18 protein-coding genes are annotated in these 16,505 nt (G+C 68.0%); 8 read left to right on the top strand and 10 right to left on the bottom strand.

The features are described from left to right. The first annotated feature begins 75 nt into the window (after positions 1–75). Positions 76–1,239 carry a S8 family peptidase gene (locus tag AMYAL_RS0142920; RefSeq protein WP_026467926.1) on the top strand — a complete coding sequence of 388 codons (1,164 nt, stop codon included), beginning with the start codon at positions 76–78 and terminating at the stop codon, positions 1,237–1,239. On the opposite strand, the gene AMYAL_RS0142915 is transcribed toward AMYAL_RS0142920, so the two are convergent. Beyond that, positions 1,227–1,577 (bottom strand): hypothetical protein, encoded by a 351-nt coding sequence (locus tag AMYAL_RS0142915; RefSeq protein ID WP_020637484.1) that lies wholly within the window; start codon positions 1,575–1,577, stop codon positions 1,227–1,229. The genes AMYAL_RS0142920 and AMYAL_RS0142915 overlap by 13 nt on opposite strands. Positions 1,578–1,608: 31 nt before the next feature. After that, positions 1,609–2,655, bottom strand: a complete 1,047-nt coding sequence (locus AMYAL_RS0142910) for a fatty acid desaturase family protein (protein WP_020637483.1) — start codon at positions 2,653–2,655, stop codon at positions 1,609–1,611. Positions 2,656–2,917: 262 nt separating this feature from the next. Here AMYAL_RS0142910 and AMYAL_RS0142905 point away from each other — a divergent pair, with 262 nt between their 5' ends. Then, on the top strand, positions 2,918–3,376 hold the full coding sequence (locus AMYAL_RS0142905; protein ID WP_020637482.1) for a MarR family winged helix-turn-helix transcriptional regulator: 459 nt from the start codon (positions 2,918–2,920) through the stop codon (positions 3,374–3,376). 209 nt (positions 3,377–3,585) lie between these two features. On the opposite strand, the gene AMYAL_RS0142900 is transcribed toward AMYAL_RS0142905, so the two are convergent. Further along, complete coding sequence (locus tag AMYAL_RS0142900) at positions 3,586–4,194, bottom strand: TetR/AcrR family transcriptional regulator (RefSeq protein ID WP_020637481.1); 609 nt, start codon at positions 4,192–4,194, stop codon at positions 3,586–3,588. A gap of 167 nt (positions 4,195–4,361) precedes the next feature. Here AMYAL_RS0142900 and AMYAL_RS47490 point away from each other — a divergent pair, with 167 nt between their 5' ends. The 3 genes from AMYAL_RS47490 to AMYAL_RS0142890 all read left to right on the top strand — a co-directional run bounded on the left by AMYAL_RS47490 (position 4,362) and on the right by AMYAL_RS0142890 (position 6,996). Then, a complete protein-coding gene (locus AMYAL_RS47490) occupies positions 4,362–4,877 on the top strand; it encodes an SDR family NAD(P)-dependent oxidoreductase (RefSeq protein ID WP_245193351.1) in 516 nt (171 codons plus the stop codon). Further along, the gene (locus tag AMYAL_RS50685; RefSeq protein WP_020637480.1) at positions 4,874–5,077 is read left to right on the top strand and encodes an SDR family oxidoreductase; all 204 of its coding nucleotides are present in this window, start codon (positions 4,874–4,876) and stop codon (positions 5,075–5,077) included. Before AMYAL_RS47490 ends, AMYAL_RS50685 begins: the two co-directional genes overlap by 4 nt. A 737-nt stretch (positions 5,078–5,814) precedes the next feature. Continuing rightward, positions 5,815–6,996, top strand: a complete 1,182-nt coding sequence (locus AMYAL_RS0142890; RefSeq protein ID WP_084702352.1) for an HNH endonuclease signature motif containing protein — start codon at positions 5,815–5,817, stop codon at positions 6,994–6,996. 420 nt (positions 6,997–7,416) lie between these two features. On the opposite strand, the gene AMYAL_RS0142885 is transcribed toward AMYAL_RS0142890, so the two are convergent. Next, positions 7,417–7,791, bottom strand: coding sequence for a nuclear transport factor 2 family protein (locus tag AMYAL_RS0142885; protein WP_020637478.1), 375 nt, complete (start codon positions 7,789–7,791; stop codon positions 7,417–7,419). Positions 7,792–7,879: 88 nt separating this feature from the next. Here AMYAL_RS0142885 and AMYAL_RS0142880 point away from each other — a divergent pair, with 88 nt between their 5' ends. After that, the gene (locus AMYAL_RS0142880; RefSeq protein ID WP_020637477.1) at positions 7,880–8,794 is read left to right on the top strand and encodes an RNA polymerase subunit sigma-70; all 915 of its coding nucleotides are present in this window, start codon (positions 7,880–7,882) and stop codon (positions 8,792–8,794) included. Here AMYAL_RS0142880 and AMYAL_RS0142875 read toward each other — a convergent pair. From AMYAL_RS0142875 to AMYAL_RS0142840, 6 genes are read right to left on the bottom strand one after another with little or no spacing between them, the layout of a single operon-like run. Continuing rightward, a complete protein-coding gene (locus AMYAL_RS0142875; RefSeq protein WP_020637476.1) occupies positions 8,785–9,192 on the bottom strand; it encodes an HIT family protein in 408 nt (135 codons plus the stop codon). The genes AMYAL_RS0142880 and AMYAL_RS0142875 overlap by 10 nt on opposite strands. Before the next feature lie 4 nt (positions 9,193–9,196). Continuing rightward, positions 9,197–10,168, bottom strand: coding sequence for an acyl-CoA dehydrogenase family protein (locus AMYAL_RS47485; protein ID WP_020637475.1), 972 nt, complete (start codon positions 10,166–10,168; stop codon positions 9,197–9,199). Beyond that, the gene (locus tag AMYAL_RS0142855) at positions 10,165–11,094 is read right to left on the bottom strand and encodes an acyl-CoA dehydrogenase family protein (protein WP_020637474.1); all 930 of its coding nucleotides are present in this window, start codon (positions 11,092–11,094) and stop codon (positions 10,165–10,167) included. Before AMYAL_RS0142855 ends, AMYAL_RS47485 begins: the two co-directional genes overlap by 4 nt. Beyond that, the gene (locus tag AMYAL_RS0142850; RefSeq protein WP_020637473.1) at positions 11,091–12,224 is read right to left on the bottom strand and encodes an acyl-CoA dehydrogenase family protein; all 1,134 of its coding nucleotides are present in this window, start codon (positions 12,222–12,224) and stop codon (positions 11,091–11,093) included. Before AMYAL_RS0142850 ends, AMYAL_RS0142855 begins: the two co-directional genes overlap by 4 nt. Continuing rightward, positions 12,224–13,063 carry an enoyl-CoA hydratase gene (locus AMYAL_RS0142845; RefSeq protein WP_005162224.1) on the bottom strand — a complete coding sequence of 280 codons (840 nt, stop codon included), beginning with the start codon at positions 13,061–13,063 and terminating at the stop codon, positions 12,224–12,226. The genes AMYAL_RS0142850 and AMYAL_RS0142845 overlap by 1 nt, the downstream gene beginning before the upstream one ends. Continuing rightward, the gene (locus tag AMYAL_RS0142840) at positions 13,060–14,550 is read right to left on the bottom strand and encodes a FadD3 family acyl-CoA ligase (RefSeq protein ID WP_020637472.1); all 1,491 of its coding nucleotides are present in this window, start codon (positions 14,548–14,550) and stop codon (positions 13,060–13,062) included. The genes AMYAL_RS0142845 and AMYAL_RS0142840 overlap by 4 nt, the downstream gene beginning before the upstream one ends. Before the next feature lie 71 nt (positions 14,551–14,621). Between AMYAL_RS0142840 and AMYAL_RS0142835 the strand changes: the two genes are divergently transcribed. Beyond that, positions 14,622–15,740 (top strand): acyl-CoA dehydrogenase family protein, encoded by a 1,119-nt coding sequence (locus AMYAL_RS0142835; protein WP_020637471.1) that lies wholly within the window; start codon positions 14,622–14,624, stop codon positions 15,738–15,740. Next, positions 15,737–16,504 (top strand): SDR family oxidoreductase, encoded by a 768-nt coding sequence (locus AMYAL_RS0142830; protein WP_020637470.1) that lies wholly within the window; start codon positions 15,737–15,739, stop codon positions 16,502–16,504. Before AMYAL_RS0142835 ends, AMYAL_RS0142830 begins: the two co-directional genes overlap by 4 nt. Position 16,505: the final 1 nt, after the last annotated feature.

The following is a 16,505-nucleotide window of genomic DNA, read 5'->3' as shown; positions in this document are numbered from 1 at the left end:
ATGTAAAGCTGTCCTTTCCGGTGGCTTCCGCTTAGCGTTTTCGGCGGAAGCTCACCAAGGAATGGGGACAGCAACGTGAATTCTCGCAGACTGGCCGGAATCGGGTTGGCCGCCGCCGTCGTCACGGTCTTGGCAGGCGTGACGCCGGCGCAGGCCGCCGAGGGCGCGATCGTCGGCGCCGGTGCCGACGGCGCCATCGCCGACAGCTACATCGTCGTGCTCAAGGATGGTTCCACCGCCGACAAGCCTTCGCTGGCAAGCAAGTTCGGCGGCACCATCGGACGGCAGTACGCGCAGGGCATCAGCGGTTTCTCGGTGGCGCTGGGCGAGCGGCAGGCCAAGCGCCTCGCGGCCGACCCGGCTGTCGCCTTCGTGGAGCAGAACAAGGTGCTGCACGCCGAGGAGACGCAGACGAATCCGCCCTCCTGGGGGCTCGACCGCATCGATCAGCGGAACCTTCCGCTGGACAACAAGTACACTTACTCGACGACCGCTTCGAATGTGAACGTGTACGTTCTCGACACCGGGATCCGCGCCACGCACACCGATTTCGGCGGCCGGGTGAAGCAGGGCTACGATTTCGTCGACAATGACACGAACGCGGACGACGGTTATGGCCACGGCACGCATGTCGCGGCCACCATCGCCGGCGCGAAATACGGTGTCGCCAAGGGTGCTTCGCTGTATCCGGTGCGGGTCCTCGGTTCCGACGGCAGCGGTACGACCGCGGGCGTGATCTCCGGCGTCGACTGGATCACCAAGAACGCCAAGAAGCCCGCCGTGGCCAACGCCAGCCTCGGTGGTGGCGCGTCGACGGCGCTGGACACCGCGGTGCGGAACTCCATCAAGGCGGGGGTCACCTGGACGATCGCCGCCGGTAATTCCAACGTGAACGCCGCCAACACCTCGCCCGCCAGGGTCACCGAGGCGTTGACGGTCGCCGCGTCGGACCGCACCGACCGCCGCGCTTCCTTCTCCAACTACGGTTCCGTCGTCGACCTGTTCGCGCCGGGCGTCTCGATCACCTCGGCCTGGAAGGACAACGACACCGCCACCTACACCGGTGACGGCACCTCGTTCGCCGCTCCGCACGTCGCCGGTGCCGCCGCGCTGTACCTGTCTTCGCACACCGGCGCCACGGCGGCGCAGGTCGCTCAGGCGCTGATCAGCGCCTCGACTCCGGGGAAGGTCACCAACCCCGGTAGCGGCAGCCCGAACCGCACGCTCTACGTCGGGTAGGTTCCCTCGGTGGTGGCTCGGTCCCGGCGTTGTGCCGGGACCGAGCTTTTCCGTCCGCGTGGCCGGGGCGGGCCGAGCAGGGAACGCAACGCCAGCGGCGGCAGGGACAACAGCTGTTCGAGTTCGACGAGCGCCCGGAGGGATTCCGGGCGTTCCGGTCTGCGTCTGCCGGACTGCCAATGGCTCAGCGTCGGCACACTGATGGAGACGCCTCGGAGTTCGAGGCGGTGGCGGATCCGGTCCAGCGGGAGCCCGCTGGCCGTGATCGCCGCGCGCAGGGCCCGCGGGAACGGTTCGGGATGCAGGGTGGCGCCGGGGAAGATCTTGGAGGGCGTCATGCACTGAACGTAAGAAGCCGTATCTGGAGTGTCAACGACGTCCGGCGGCAGTCCCAGCCGGTGAACCCTCCGAAAGTCGGATCGGCTCACCCGCTTCGTGCAGGCTGCGCAACGCGAGCCGGTACGACTCGATCAGCCCCGTCTCGTGATACGGGACGCCGATTTCCGCGCAGTATCCTTGGACGATGGGCCTGGCGCGGCGAAGATGCGGCGAAGGCATGCTCGGGAACAAATGGTGCTCGATCTGGTAGTTGAGCCCGCCGAGCGCGACGTCGACGAACCTGCCGCCGCGGACGTTGCGGGACGTGAGCACCTGCTTGCGGAGGAAGTCGAGTTCGGTGTCGCCGGACAGGATCGGCATGCCCTTGTGGTTGGGCGCGAAGATCGATCCCATGTAGACACCCCACAGTGCTTTGTGGACGATGAAGAACACGAGCGCCTTGCCAGGGGAGAGAACGGAGAGCAGCGCGCTGAAGTAGAACGCGAAATGCGCCAGCAGCAAGGCCGCTTCGAGCCCGCGTCGCCGGAGGCCCGGCTTGGAAACCGCGCGAATGCCGGAGAAGTGCAGGTTCAGGCCTTCGAGGGTGAGCAACGGGAAGAACAGGAACGCCTGATAGCGGCCGATGAATCGCGGGAGTCCCTTGCTGGCCCTCGCCTGCTCCTTCGACCACACCAGGATGTCCGGATCGACGTCGGGATCGAGGTCCTCGTGGTTCGGGTTCGCGTGGTGACGGGTGTGCTTGTCCATCCACCACCCGTAACTCATGCCCACACCGAGATTGCCCGCGATCCGGCCGGCGATCTCGCTCGGACGGCGGGTCCGGAACACCTGGCGGTGCGCGAGATCGTGCGACAGCAACGCGATCTGGCCGAACATCACCGCCTGGAAGACGGCGATCCCCAGCTGCCACCAGGAATCCCCGATCGCGAAGAAGGCGACCCAGCCGGAGACGAAGAGGGTGGCGACCAGGCCGATGCGGAAGACGTAGTAGCCGGGGCGGCGGTCGAGGAGGCCCGCTTCGCTGACGCGGCGGGACAGGCGGGCGAAATCGCTGCCTGTGCGGAGGTTTGCGGTCACCGTTGTGAGTCTGGTTCGGGGGCGGGGCGGGGTGAATGCGGTGCGCCGGTGGGTTGGTGCGGGGGTTGGCCCTACCCTGAGGGCGGGACAGGGGAGTGATGCGCTGGGGTGCGTTCCCGTCGCTTCGAGCGGGTATGGGACAAGGCCCTCGGTGGGCAGGAGGGCTGAGTGTGGGCGCAGAGCTTGCCCTCGACCGCGCTGGAGGTTCTACCGTCTGCACGGTGTGCGGGTTCCGCGCAGAAGTACCCGGAGGAGACAGGGCATGACGACTCGGCAGATGTCCGACGGTGAGCTGGCCGGGCAACCGGCCGCGTATTGGACCGGTGTCGCCTACGAGGCGCTCATCGCGTACACCCGTGCCCGACAGGCCGAAAAGGGCTACACCCAGCCCCAGTTCTGGCTGCTGCGCAATCTGTCGGCGAACGACATCTCGCCCGACGGCCAGGGGATGACCTTGGCAGAACTGCGAGAGGCGATGGTCTCCTACATCCGTCCCGAGGACGATCTGGCGGCGGAGGCTGAAGTGCTCGTGGAGCGTGGCTGGCTGACCCGTGGCACCGGGAACCGGCTGTGGCTCACCGAGGAGGGGGAGCAGGCTCGCGTCGACCTCGCACGCAACGCCCCTGCGATTCGTGCCGCCCTGCACGAGGGTATCGACGATGCGGACTACGTGACGACAGTGAAGGTGCTCCAGCGGCTGATCCGCAATGCGGGTGCTTAGTGTCGGCTTCGGAAGTCCTTCGGGGGTTGACTTGAGTACTCGTCTTGCGGAGTCCGGGTAGCGGAGCAGACGTGCCACCGGTGTCCTTGCGCATGACGCCGGCGTGGCCCATCGGTGGCCAGCCGGGAGATCCGGATGTGGACCTGGTCCGTGGCAGCGGATGTGCCCCATTTCCGTCTGCGGCTTCCGGGCTGGTCGGCCGCTGCGGGTCAGCCGCGCACCGCAGCCATGCACTCGTCGTACAGGTCCATGATGTCGCCCTTGCCGTCGTTGGCGACCCACGTCATTGATGCGGCATCCAGGCATGCGAACGCCGTCGCGATCACCGCGCGGACCCTCGGATCCGTCCTGCCGGCAGCAGCGTCCATACGCGACTCGATGAGTGGCAGCAGGTCCTCTTGGAACCGTAGTCGCTTTTCGAGCAAACCGGCACGCAGCGAGGCGGTGTTATGCACGAGACGGAACCTCTCCAGGGCCTGTTCGCGGCTGTCATGCAAGGCCAGTACGGCGGCAACCCCTGCGCGCAGGGCCTCCCAGACACCGGCTTCGGCGGGCTGTTCGCTGATCGTGTCCGTCAGGACTTGCCCGAACCGGGTCTGGTCGCCGCCGAGAAGGTCCTCCTTGGTGCCGAAGTAGCGGAAGAGGGTGCGCTGGGAGACGCCGGCCTCTCGGGCGATCTGGGCGATGGTTGTCTCGTCGTAGCCCTGCTCGGCGAATAGGCGCAGAGCCGTCTCGAGGATCTCTTGGGAGGCCAGCTGCCGTGTCCGGTCCCACAGCGTCGTCGGTGCGCCCGTCGCTGTCTTGGCTTCCTGCTTCATGCCACCAGATTAGCTCGGCACTGCCAGACCGACACTCACATCATACTTGGCAGCGACTGCCAATCTGGCGTACGCTACCAATGGTGGTCCTCGTGGCACGGCCCCGTCGCCCTATGGGTCGGAACCGCTTATCCCTTACGTCCCAGGAACACGCAAAGGAACGCACCATGTCTGCACCTGCAGCTTTGATCACCGGTGGAACCAGCGGCATCGGCAAGGCGACCGCTGAACTGCTCCACTCCCGCGGCTATCGCGTCATGGTCACCGGCGTCGGCAATGTCGCCAACGCCGGACTTCCCGAAGACGTCGTGATCGTCCGGGCCGACGCACGGTCCCTGCCGGATATCGACCAGGCGATGGACCAGGCGCGCCGGCAATTCGGCTCCCTCGACCTGCTCTTCCTCAACGCGGGCATCTCCCGTCCCGGCTCGATCGAGTCGACCGACGAAGACGCCTTCGATGCCCTGTTCGACATCAACGTCAAGGGCAACTTCTTCACCCTGCAAAGGGCGCTCCCGCTCCTCAACGCGGGCGCCTCGGTCGTGTTCACCGTGGGCGCCGGTGAAGGGCTCGGGGCCGCGATGACGGCCGCCAAGGGGGCTCTGCTGCCCCTCATGCGGTCCCTCGCGCTCGAACTCGCCCCCCCCGCCGCATCCGCGTCAACGCCGTCAGCCCTGGAATGATCAACACCCCTGCCTACGGCAAGATGGGCGTCTCCCAGGAAATGATCGACTCCTGGACTCGTGACGTCCCGCTCGGCCGCGTTGGCGCTCCCGCCGACATCGCCGAAGCCGTGGCGTTCCTCGCCTCGGACGCCGCCGGCTACATCACCGGCGACAACCTCACCGTCTCCGGCGGCATCGGTGTTCACTCCAACGCCTGACGAGTAATGTGGCTCTGACCTGGAAGGTTCACCGGGCCCGATGCTCAGGCCGCGGCGCTGGCGAGCCGACGGCCCGTGTGCTCCGCCGTGCCCTTGGAACTGACCGCTGCCGAGCGCCACTGGCTCAAGAAGATGGCCTACGGCCACAAGACTCCGCACCAGGCACGCCGGCGGGCGACGATCGTGCTTCTGGCAGCACTTTCCGAGCGGGGTGCCGTCGAAGATGTGCGCGTACAGGTCCAGGACCCCCGCTGTCGCTGCCATCCCACCCTGGCCTACCTGGCCGCCTACGACATCCAACGGGCCGAGGTCTTCGGCCGCTGCGAACAGAGCACAGGCATCGTGCCGTTCATGGGACTGGTCGAGCAGGTAATGGGCAACGAACCCTACGCCAGTGCGAAACAGGTCTTCTCCATCGTCCAGCGCAGGGTCGTCTCACCCAAACGACTTCACAGACCTCGACGAGGTCCGAAACCGGCTCCGGGCATTCGAAGACCGCTACAACGCCACAGCACAGCCGTTCCAGTGGAGGTTCACCACTTCCGACCTGGACGATCTGCTGGCCGGGCTCGACCGGCATACTGCCGATCACCCAGAAGAATTCTCCGTTGCCATGGCAGCGTGATCAACCCCCGAAGGACATTCGGGGCTGACCACTTAGCCGGCCAGGACGTGGGCTTCCTGAGTGTCAGTCTCATTCGTGGCGCTCGAACGCATGTTCGAGTATGATCATGGTCATGACCACAACTCTTGCTTTCAATCCGAAAGCCGCTCACCTTCTCGATGCCGCCAACGCCGAAGAAGTTTCGCTTCGGCAGGCGCAGGGTCGTCAGGTGCGGTACATAGCCGAGTTCGCCGCGGTGGGTGGTTCGCGAAGATCGGTGACCGAGGAGCTCGCCTTGTGCTTCTCGGTCTCTCGCAATCAAGCCTTCCTGCTGGTCGAAACCTCCTGCGCGCTCGTGGCGCGCTTGCCGAACACGTTGGCGGCGCTGGAGAAAGGTGATATCGACCTGTACAAGGCGTCGAAGGTCAGTCAGCTGACCCGTGAGGTCTCGGACGAGATCGCCGCGCAGGTGGACGCGTTCATGGCCGGACGGCTCGCCAAGCGTGATGCCAGGGCGATCGGCAGATCGGTGAGCGGCGCGGTGCAGAAGTTCGACCGGGCGGGTTACCAGGCGCGGGCGGAAAAGAAACGCGCGCAACGGCATATTTCGTTGCACCACGAAGACGAGACGATGTCCACCCTTTCCGGCCATTTGCCGTCCGAGGTGGCGAGTTCGATTTACGCGTCGATGAGCCGCGCCGCACGGGCGCGCCGGGCGCAGGACAAAACCCGGACCCTGGATCAGCATCGCGCGGACATTTTCGCCGAACGGCTGCTGGCCGAGGACGGTCACGGCAAGCCTCGCGCGCATATCCATGTGTACGTCGACTTCCTGACCCTGGCCGGTGCTCGCGACGATCCCGCGACCTTGGCCGGGTACGGGCCCATCCCCGACTGGCTCGTACGAGAGATCGCCTCCGACCCCGGCTCGACCTGGTCACGGTTGATCACCGACCCCGCGACCGGGCAACTCTTGGAAGCCGGTGCAGAGCAGTATCGCTCCCCGGCTTCGCTGGCCCGGTTCATCAAAGCTCGGGACCGGGAATGCACTCATCCCGGCTGTCACCGTCCCGCCGAGTTCTCCGAGATCGACCACATCATCGCCTGGGCCCGTGACGGCAAGACCAATCACCATAACTGTCACGGCGCCTGCACGATCCACAATCTGCTCAAGGAAGAGCCCGGCTGGTCCGTGGTGCCCACCGGCAATGGCGGCATGACCATCACCACCCCGTCCGGACGTACCTACGACGCGGCACCGGAACCGCTCCACGACCCGCGGCCCGAGCCGGAGGACGACGCCCCGCCCTGCTGACCGGCACGAACGTCCTCGCAGCCGGCAGGACGCGCGCCACCGGGTCGCTTGGAACCCGTGCGCCGGTGCGGTCGTGAGAGATGTCGTGTTCTGCCGATGCCATGTTTCAGGACACTGTGAGCAGGACCGCGTGCAGGACACCGCGTGCAGGACACCGTTCTTTCCGGAAAGCCTGTGGCGAGGGCACAGCGGGGATCCGCTCCCCGCGCCACCCGCCTCTCGCCATCACCGTCCACTTCGGGCGCGGTGATGGCGGAGACGGTGCCGACCTGACGCGAACGGTCCTCTGCCGGATCCGGCGTGATCATCGACGGACCCCGCGATAGCAAGTCCCACCCGCCTGTTCGAGTACGCATGCTCTTCGTCCTACGCATGCTCTTCGTCCTACGCATGCTCTTCGTCCTACGCAGACTCTTCGTCCTACGCCGACGCTCCGGCAGCCGCCTCCCTCGCCGCATCGAAAGGAGCCCGATCGAACACGATCCGCAATTCCACGATCCTCCCGTCCCGAACGGTCACCAGCTCGGCTCCGGGAGCGCTCGCCACCGGCAGGGTCGCCGTGTCGTACATCAGCAGCGCCTTCGTTTCGTCGCCGAACGCGGAAAGCAGCGTGGACCCGGTCAGGATCCCGGTGAACGGGCCCATGAACCCGCGAAACGCCTCCGCGCCGGAGAGCTGCCCGCCGGGTGTGTGGCAGACGATGTCGTCGGCGACGTAGGTCATCGCCTTCTCGAAGTCCTTGCCGGTCCACGCCCGGTGGTAGGAGAGCGCGACGTCCAAAGCCGGACTGGTCATGATGGTTCCTTTCGTCGATGCTTCACTCCGTCAGACACCACCGCCGCCCGGAACGGAACGGTGCGCCACGAAGTGACAGGATCGGCTCGTGAGGACATCGGACGAGCAGGACTTTCGGGAGCTCGCCGCCACCTACCGGCACGAGCTGCACCTGCACTGTTACCGGATCCTCGGCTCCCTCACCGAGGCCGAGGACGCGGTTCAGGAGACGCTCTTGGCCGCCTGGCGGGGCCTGGACGGTTTCGAGGGACGCTCGTCGCTGCGCACCTGGCTGTACCGCATCGCCACCAACCGCTGCCTCAACGCCCTGCGGGACGCGGGCCGCCGCCGGCCACCCGAGCCGGTGCCGCCGTTCGACCCGCCGGAGCCCAGCCGCCGCGGCGAGGTGACCTGGCTACAGCCGTACCCGGACGAGCTCCTCGAATGTGTCGCCGACAGCGACCCCGGCCCCGAAGCGCGCTACACCGCCAGGGAGGCGATCGAACTCGCCTTCGTCACCGGCCTCCAGCTCCTGCCACCGAGGCAGGCAGCCGCGCTGGTCCTGCGGGACGTCCTGTGCTTCCCGGCCGGTGAGGTCGCGAGCATGCTCGGCACTACCGAGACGGCGGTCAAAGGCGTCCTTCAGCGTGCCCGAGCCTCGCTCGACAAGCATCGCGGCGGCACCGGGCACCGGCCCTCATCTCATGAACGCGAGCTGACCAGGCGGTTCGCCGACGCCTTCACCGCGGGTGACCTTGACGGCGTCCTCAGCCTGCTCACCGACGACGCCTGGCTCACCATGCCGCCCGCGCCGCACGAGTACCACGGCCTCGAAGCGATCGCCGGCTTCCTCCGCGTCTCCATGGCGGTTCCGGTTCCCGAAGGCTTCACGATGACGCCGACGCGGGCCAACAACCAGCCCGCGTTCCTGTGCCACCACGGCGAGATACCCGCCGGGCTCATGGTCCTCACGATCGACGGCGACCGGGTCCGGGCCGTCACCCGGTTCCTGGATCAGAAGTAGCTCGCCAGCCGGTCACAGAGCGCGTCGATGTCCATGACCGGCGCACCGCTCCACGAAGGACCGGCCATCCACCCGATCTCCGAGGGGGTTCCTCGATGCCGCGCGAAAACGTGCTGATGGAAATGCGCGACAGTCCGTCCGGCGATGGCGGAGAACACGTGCTCCGGAGCCAGCTCCGCCCGCAGGCCGCGTGCCGCGCACCAAGCAGCCCGTGAAACCGCCGTGACCTCGTCCTGGGTCAGCTCGTCCAGCGCGGCCACGTGCCGCCGGGTTTCCACGAACAGATACCCGGCGAACCCGCCAGGGCGGTGCGACACAATGACCAGTTCGTCCGCCCGGACGACCGGTCCCACGAGCGTGCCGTCGCCACGATGCTTGGCGCAGATCGCGCAGTCCACCGGCTCACGATATCGGCGGGCGCACCCGCCCCAGGTGGTCACCGGGCGAGCCGAAGAGCTGCGCAGCTCCGTGCGCCCGCTTGAAGTAGCGGTGCGCCGGATGTTCCCAGGTGATCGCGATCCCGCCGTGCAGCTGGATCATCTCGCCCGCCACCGCCGCCAGCGCCTCCGAACAGTGGACCTTCGCCACCGCGGCCAGCCTGCTCGACTCCGGAGCCGCGTAGGCCGCCGAGCGCGCGGTTTCCACCAGGACGTGAAGATCGGCCATCCGGTGCTTCAGCGCCTGGAAGCCGCCGATCGGCCTGCCGAACTGGTGACGTTGCTTGCTGTACTCCACCGTCAGCTCGAAAGCGCGCGCCGCGGCCCCGGCCTGCTCGGCGGCCAGGACGGCGCACGCGACGTCTCGCAGCGCGCCGAGGTCGACGGGGCCGAGCAGCCGGGCCGGATCACGGTCGAAGGTCACACGCGCCAGCCGCCGCGTTTCGTCCATCGCAGGGGTGCGCAGCGGCCGCGCGCCGGTGACCTCGTACAGCGAGCCATCGGCCACCACCAGGAGGATCTCGGCCTCGTCACCGTGGAGGACATAGTGCGCCTCACCCGTCACGGCGGAGTCGGCGACACGGCAGGCCGGCGCGTCCCAACGGCCCTCGGCGTCGGTCCATGCCACCGCGCCGATGGCACCTTCGGCGAGGCGGGGGAGCAGCCGCTCGCAAGCCTCGTCGTCGCCGGTGGCCAGGACCGCGTGCACGGCGAGCACGGCCGAACCGAGGAACGGGACATCGGCGAGGACTCTGCCCAGTTCCTCCGCGACCACCTGCAGTTCCGCCGTCCCGGCGCCGAGCCCGCCGAACCGTTCGGGAACGGCCAACGCCGCCACGCCGATCTGTTCGCACAGCTCAGGCCAGGGATCCGCTTCCCGGTCCAGCAGTTTCCGGACGCTGTCCCGCAGCGCGTCCTGCTCGGCGGTGAACGTCATGACAGCACCCGGTCCCGGTGGAACCGGGGCGTGCCCCAAGCGCCGACCAGCGCGCGGACCCTGGTCAGCCGCAGACCGAGCGCGTGTTCCGCGGTGTAGCCGATCGCGCCGTGCACCTGCAGCCCGGTCCGGGCGGCGAGATGCGCGGCGTCACCGCACGCCACCTTGGCCGCCGAGACGTCGCGCGGATCCAGGGTGACGGCCGCGCCGAACAGCAGCGGTTCGGCCAGCGCGAGCCCGGTCGCGACGTCGGCGAGCAGATGCTTGACCGCCTGGTACCCGCCGATCTCCCGGCCGTACTGCTTGCGTTGCGCGGCGTACGCGACCGACGTGTCGAGCAGCCAGCGTCCCGCGCCGAGAAGATGCGCGGCGGTGGCCAGGCAGCCCAGCTCGAAAGCACGGCCCGCGTCGAGTGCCGTGCCGAGGTCGTCTCCCGCCACCGGCCGGAACAGCCGCCGGGAACCGTCCACAGAGGACAAAAGATCGCCGGGAGTGAACGCACGCAGCCTGCCGTTCTCGACGGCGATACGCGCGTCGGCGACGTCGGAATCCAAGGCGTACGGCACATGGGGGGCGAAAGCGACCGACGCCAGCGTCTCGCCGGACGCGACCGAGGTCAGCAGCTCGTCGTCCAGTAACGACGGCAGCATGGCCACCGTGTCGGTCCACGGGCCGGGCACGCAGTGGTACCCGAGCCGTTCGAAGCCGACGGCCAGGTCGACCGGCGTCGCCCCGAGCCCGTCGTACTTCTCGGGGACGGCCAGCGCGGTCACCCCGAGCTCCGCCAGCCGCCGCCAGATCTTGAGACCGGGGCCGTGATCACCCGCCGCCCAGGACCGGTTGGCTGTGTCGGCGTCCATATCGGACAGCAGATCGTGCAGGCTCGAGGAGAACTGCTCCTGTTCAACGGAAAGCGCGAACCTCATCGGGCCCCCTTCGGCAGGCCGAGCAGTCGTTCGGCGACGATGGACCGCTGGATCTGGTCGGTCCCGCCGTAGATCGGGCCCGCCAGGGAGAACAGCCAGCCGTCGCTCCAGCGGCCCCGCAGCTCGGCGTCCGGGCCGAGTACGTCGAGTGCGGTCTCGTGCAGGGCGACGTCGAGATGGGACCAGAACAGCTTGTTGACACTCGATTCCGGCCCGAGCTCGGCGCCGCCCGCGAGCCGGGTGACCGTGCCGAGGGTGTACAGCTGGTAGGCCCGCGCACCGATCCACGCGTCGGCGACCCTGTCGGCGGTGTGCGCGGGGCGCCCGGCGTCGTTCCAGAGCGAGACCAGCCTGTCCGCCGCGGCGAGGAACCGGCCGGGACTGCGCAAGGACAGGCCGCGTTCGTTGTTCGCCGTCGTCATCGCGACCCGCCAGCCCTCACCGGGCGCGCCGATCACGTCCTCGTCGGGGACGAAGACGTCGTCGAAGAAGATCTCCGCGAACCCCGGTTCACCGTCCAGCTGGGGGATCGGCCGGACGGTGACACCCTCGGACCGCAGATCCGCCATCAGATAGGTGAGACCTTTGTGCCGCACCGACTCCGGATCACTGCGGAACAGGCCGAACGCCCGGTCGGCGAACGTCGCCCGTGAACTCCAGGTCTTCTGCCCGCTGACCCGCCAGCCGCCGTCGCAGCGGGTCGCGGTGCTCCGGAGAGCCGCGATGTCGCTGCCCGCTTCGGGTTCCGACCAGGCCTGAGCCCAGACCTCTTCCGAACGCGCCATTTTCGGCAGGATGCGCCGTTGCTGCTCCTCCGTGCCATGGGAGAACAGTGTGGGCGCGAGCATGAAGATGCCGTTCTGGTTGACCCGCAGCGGCGCTCCCGCCGCGTAGTACTCCTCCTCGAACAGCACCCACTCCAGGAGGCTCGCGTCCCGGCCGCCGAATTCGCGTGGCCAGGAGACGACCGACCACCGGGCGTCGGCCAACCGGGATTCCCACTCGCGGTGCTGCGCGAATCCTTCGGCGGTGTCGAACGACTTCAGCGGCTCGGCGGGAACGTTCGCGGCGAGCCAGGCGCGGGCTTCGTCGCGGAAGGCGAGCGTGCGCTCGTCGAGATCGAGATCCATCACGAGGTCCTGTTCGCGTCACGCATCGAGCGCGCGTCCTGCCCGCCCAGCGAATCCCCGCCGGACATTTCGGCGTTGTGCGCGTGCGCGAAATGATGCAGCCCGAACACGGAGTCCATTCCGGACCGCAGGCCCATCAGGTCTTCGGCCTGGTTGACGGCCTTCTTGGCGAGCGCGAGCCCCATCCGCGGCATCACCGCGATCTTCTCCGCCAGCGCCATGGTCTCGGTTTCGAGGTCGGCGCGGGGGACGACGCGGTTCAGCATGCCCCATTCCTTGGCCTGCTGCGCCGTGAAGCGCTCACCGGTGAACAGCACTTCCTTGGCCGCGCGCGGACCGAGGACCCAGGGGTGCGCGAAGTACTCGACACCGGGAATCCCCATGCGCACCACTGGATCGGCGAAGAACGCGTCATCGGAGGCGACGATCATGTCGCACACCCACGCCAGCATCAGCGCGCCCGCGATGCACGCGCCCTGCACACTCGCGATGGTCGGCTTCGGGATCTCACGCCATCGGCGGCACATGCCGAGATAGACCTCGGACTCGCGGGCGAACCGCTGGTCACCGCCCTCGGCGCCGACGTGATCCCACCAGAGGACCGCTTTGCGCTCGAAGGAGACGTCCACGTCGCGTTCCGGCGTCCCGATGTCGTGCCCGGCGGAGAAATGCTTGCCTGCCCCGGCCAGCACGATCACCTTGACCTCGGGATCGTCGACGGCACGGCCGAACGCGGCGTCGAGCGCGTAGGTCATCGCCGAGTTCTGCGCGTTCCGGTACTCCGGCCGGTTCATCGTGACGACGGCCACCGGCCCGCGTCGCTCGTACTCGACGGTCATCCGTTTTCCTCCCGCAACACGCGTTTCAGCACCTTCCCCGACAGATTTCGCGGAAGCTCCGCAACGAAGTCGACAAATCGAGGAATCTTGTAGTTGGCCAATTCGGCCTTGCAATACGCCAGTACGTCCTCTGTGGACAGTTCCGCTCCGGGGCGCGTCCGGACGAAGGCCTTGCCGACCTCGCCGAGCCGCTCGTCCGGCACGCCGACGACGGCGGACTCCGCGACGCCGTCCAGCCTGCTCAGCACCTGCTCGATCTCGGCAGGGTAGACGTTGAACCCGCCGCAGACGTACATGTCCTTGATCCGGTCGACGATCTTCAGATAGCCGCGTTCGTTCAGCACGCCGACATCGCCGGTGTGCAACCACCCGTCGGCATCGACGGCCTTCGCGGTGGCCTCGGGATCGTCGAGATAGCCGAGCATCACGTTCGGTCCGCGCAGCAGGACTTCGTCGTGCTCGCCGAGCTTCACCTCGAAGCCCGCCGTCGCGCGGCCGCAGTAGTTCGCCACCAGTTCGGCGTCGTCCTCGGGACGGGACATCGTGGCCACCACGGCTTCGGTGAGGCCGTACGCGGTGAGGACGGTGTCGAGGCTCAGTTCCTTCCGCATCCGTTCCACGAGCGTGACCGGCACGGTGGCGGCCCCGGTGACGGCGAGCCGCAGGCTGGACAGGTCGTGGTCCGCGCGTTCGGGCGCGTCCAGCAGCACCTGGTAGATCGTCGGCGCGCCGGGGAGCACGGTGATCCGCTCGGATTCGATGAGCCGCAGGGTTTCGCGGACGTCGAAGGTGCGCTGCGGCAGCATCGTCGCACCGCGCAGCACCGCGGCGACGATCCCCGCCTTGTACCCGAAGCTGTGGAAGAACGGGTTGATCACGAGGTAGCGGTCTTCCGCGGTGAGGCCACCGCAGTCCGCCCAGGCCTCGGCGACGCTCAGTACCTGCCGGTGGCTGCTCATCGCGCCCTTGCTGCGGCCGGTGGTCCCGGAGGTGAACAGGATGTCACTGACGTCGCCTGGCTCCACGCGGCTGACGAAATCGCTGTCGAGGCCGGCGAGCACTTCCCATTCCGCGACGCCGTCCACCGGGTCTTCGGTGCCTTCGACGGGGATCCGCAGCACCGTGCGGGGCAGGGAGGTGCCGAGGTCGGCCAGCCTGTCCGTACCGAGGAACGTGCCGGTGATCGCCAGCGCGGAAACCTCCGCGCGCTCGAGGACGTCGATGGTCTCGCGAGCGGTGAACCGGGTGTTCACCGGGATGAGCGTCGCGCCGGCGTACAGCGCGCCGAGCCCGGCGACGACCCAGTGCCAGGTGTTGGGGGAGCAGATCGCGACCCGTTCGTGGCCCTCGAAGAACCGTGCCGCCTGCCGCGCCCGCCGCGCGAGTTCGGCATAGGTGAGCCGGACTTCGCCGTCGACGAGTGCTTCTCGTGCGGCGAAGCGTTCCGCGGCCTCGTCGAGCGCCGCCGGGATGGTTCCCTCACTCATCGAATCTCCCTAGCAAGTGCTTGGTAGGGTAGCCTACGCAGCAGGCTCTGGTTTGGCTAGAGGAGGCATGTGTGGCTCAGGACGGTTTCCGCGACCGTGTGCGCACCTGGCTGGCGGACAATCTGCCGCCGGAACTGCGCGGTTTGGGCGGTCCGGGACGTGAACACGAGGCCTTCGACGAACGGGTGGAGTGGGAACGGCGGCTCGCCGCGGCGGGCTGGACCTGCGTCGGCTGGCCGTCCGAGCACGGCGGTCAGGGCGCGACGCTGGATCAACAGGTCGTCTTCCACGAGGAATACGCGCGAGCGGGCGCGCCGGCGCGGGTGAGTCACCTGGCACAGGAACTCCTGGGGCCCACCTTGATCGCGTTCGGCACGCCGGAGCAACGGGAACGGTTCCTCCCGCCGATCGTGGCCGTCGAGGAACTGTGGTGCCAGGGCTATTCCGAACCCGGCGCCGGATCCGATCTCGCCGCGGTGTCGACCACCGCGACCCTCGAAGGCGACGAGTGGGTGCTGCACGGCCAGAAGGTGTGGACGTCGCTCGCGCACGTGGCCGACTGGTGTTTCGTCCTCGCCAGGACCGAACCCGGCTCGAAACGCCACAAAGGACTGTCCTATTTGCTCGTTCCGATGCGGCAACCGGGGGTCGAGGTCCGCCCGATCCGGCAGCTCACCGGGACGTCGGAGTTCAACGAAGTCTTCTTCGACGGCGCCCGCACGGCGAAGGACCTCGTCGTCGGCGAACCCGGTGAAGGCTGGCGGGTGGCCATGGGCACCCTCGCGTTCGAACGCGGTGTCGCGACGCTCGGGCAGCAGGTCGGCTTCCGTCGGGAACTCGAAGAACTGACCAGGATCGCGCCGGACGACCCGGTGATCGCGGAGCGGATCGACCGCGCGTGGGTCGGCTTGGAGGTCATGCGGGCGCAGGCGATCCGCACCCTGGGCGACTCGTCACCCGGCGTGGCCGAAGTGTCCAAACTGGTCTGGGCGAACTGGCACCGGGACCTCGGCGAGCTGGCGATGCTCGTCCGCGGCGCGCGGGGCATGCTCGCGGAAGACGGGCTCGACGCCTGGCAGAGCCTCTTCCTCTTCACCAGGGCCGACACGATTTACGGCGGCTCCAACGAGATCCAGCGCAATGTCGTCGCCGAGCGCGTGCTCGGCCTGCCGAGAGAGGTGCGACCGTGATTCCGGTGCCGAAGTACCCCGAGGGGGCGAATCTCCTGCGGGACAAGGTGGTCGTGGTGACGGCGGCGGCCGGAACCGGGATCGGTTCCGCGGTGGCGAAGCGCGCGCTGGAGGAAGGCGCCCGCGTCGTGATCAGCGACTGGCATGAGCGGCGGCTCGGGGAGAAGGCGGCCGAACTAGGTGACGTCCACGCCATTCCCTGTGACGTCACGCAAGAAGACCAAGTGCGGGCGCTCATCGACGGAGCCGCCGCGCACTACGGCCGGATCGACGTGCTCGTCAACAACGCCGGCCTCGGCGGCACGAAGTCCATTGTGGACATGGCCGACGAAGAGTGGTCGCGGGTCATCGACGTGACCCTCAACGGCACCTTCCGCGCGACGAGGGCCGCGGTGAACCGGTTCATCGCGCAGGGCGGCGGCGGGGTCATCGTCAACAACGCCTCGGTGATCGGCTGGCGTGCGCAGGCCGGACAGGCGCACTACGCGGCGGCGAAGGCGGGCGTCATGGCGCTCACCCGCTGCGCGGCCGTCGACGTCGCCGAGCACGGCATCCGGGTTAACGCCGTCGCGCCGAGCCTGGCGATGCATCCGTTCCTGGCCAAGGTGACCAGCGAGGAACTGCTCACCGAACTCACCGCCCGCGAGGTCTCGGGGAGGGCGGCGGAACCCTGGGAAGTGGCGAATGTGATGGTGTTCCTCGCCAGTGAGTACTCGTCGTACCTCACCGGCGAGGTCTTGTCCGTGAGTTCCCAGCATGCGTGAG

It is taken from the genome of Amycolatopsis alba DSM 44262, assembly GCF_000384215.1.
GTDB classification, from domain to species: Bacteria; Actinomycetota; Actinomycetes; order Mycobacteriales; family Pseudonocardiaceae; genus Amycolatopsis; species Amycolatopsis alba.
The sequence above is the reverse complement of the archived record's forward strand: the minus strand, read 5'-3'. Positions and strand labels throughout refer to the sequence as shown.

Excerpts from the sequence above, each read along its gene's own strand:
- AMYAL_RS0142915 (WP_020637484.1), bottom strand. The coding sequence starts at position 1,577 with ATGACGCCCTCCAAGATCTTCCCCGGCGCCACCCTGCATCCCGAACCG.
- AMYAL_RS0142905 (WP_020637482.1), top strand. The coding sequence starts at position 2,918 with ATGACGACTCGGCAGATGTCCGACGGTGAGCTGGCCGGGCAACCGGCC.
- AMYAL_RS0142900 (WP_020637481.1), bottom strand. The coding sequence starts at position 4,194 with ATGAAGCAGGAAGCCAAGACAGCGACGGGCGCACCGACGACGCTGTGG.
- AMYAL_RS47490 (WP_245193351.1), top strand. The coding sequence starts at position 4,362 with ATGTCTGCACCTGCAGCTTTGATCACCGGTGGAACCAGCGGCATCGGC.
- AMYAL_RS50685 (WP_020637480.1), top strand. The coding sequence starts at position 4,874 with ATGATCAACACCCCTGCCTACGGCAAGATGGGCGTCTCCCAGGAAATG.
- AMYAL_RS0142890 (WP_084702352.1), top strand. The coding sequence starts at position 5,815 with ATGACCACAACTCTTGCTTTCAATCCGAAAGCCGCTCACCTTCTCGAT.
- AMYAL_RS0142885 (WP_020637478.1), bottom strand. The coding sequence starts at position 7,791 with ATGACCAGTCCGGCTTTGGACGTCGCGCTCTCCTACCACCGGGCGTGG.
- AMYAL_RS47485 (WP_020637475.1), bottom strand. The coding sequence starts at position 10,168 with ATGACGTTCACCGCCGAGCAGGACGCGCTGCGGGACAGCGTCCGGAAA.
- AMYAL_RS0142855 (WP_020637474.1), bottom strand. The coding sequence starts at position 11,094 with ATGAGGTTCGCGCTTTCCGTTGAACAGGAGCAGTTCTCCTCGAGCCTG.
- AMYAL_RS0142850 (WP_020637473.1), bottom strand. The coding sequence starts at position 12,224 with ATGGATCTCGATCTCGACGAGCGCACGCTCGCCTTCCGCGACGAAGCC.
- AMYAL_RS0142845 (WP_005162224.1), bottom strand. The coding sequence starts at position 13,063 with ATGACCGTCGAGTACGAGCGACGCGGGCCGGTGGCCGTCGTCACGATG.
- AMYAL_RS0142840 (WP_020637472.1), bottom strand. The coding sequence starts at position 14,550 with ATGAGTGAGGGAACCATCCCGGCGGCGCTCGACGAGGCCGCGGAACGC.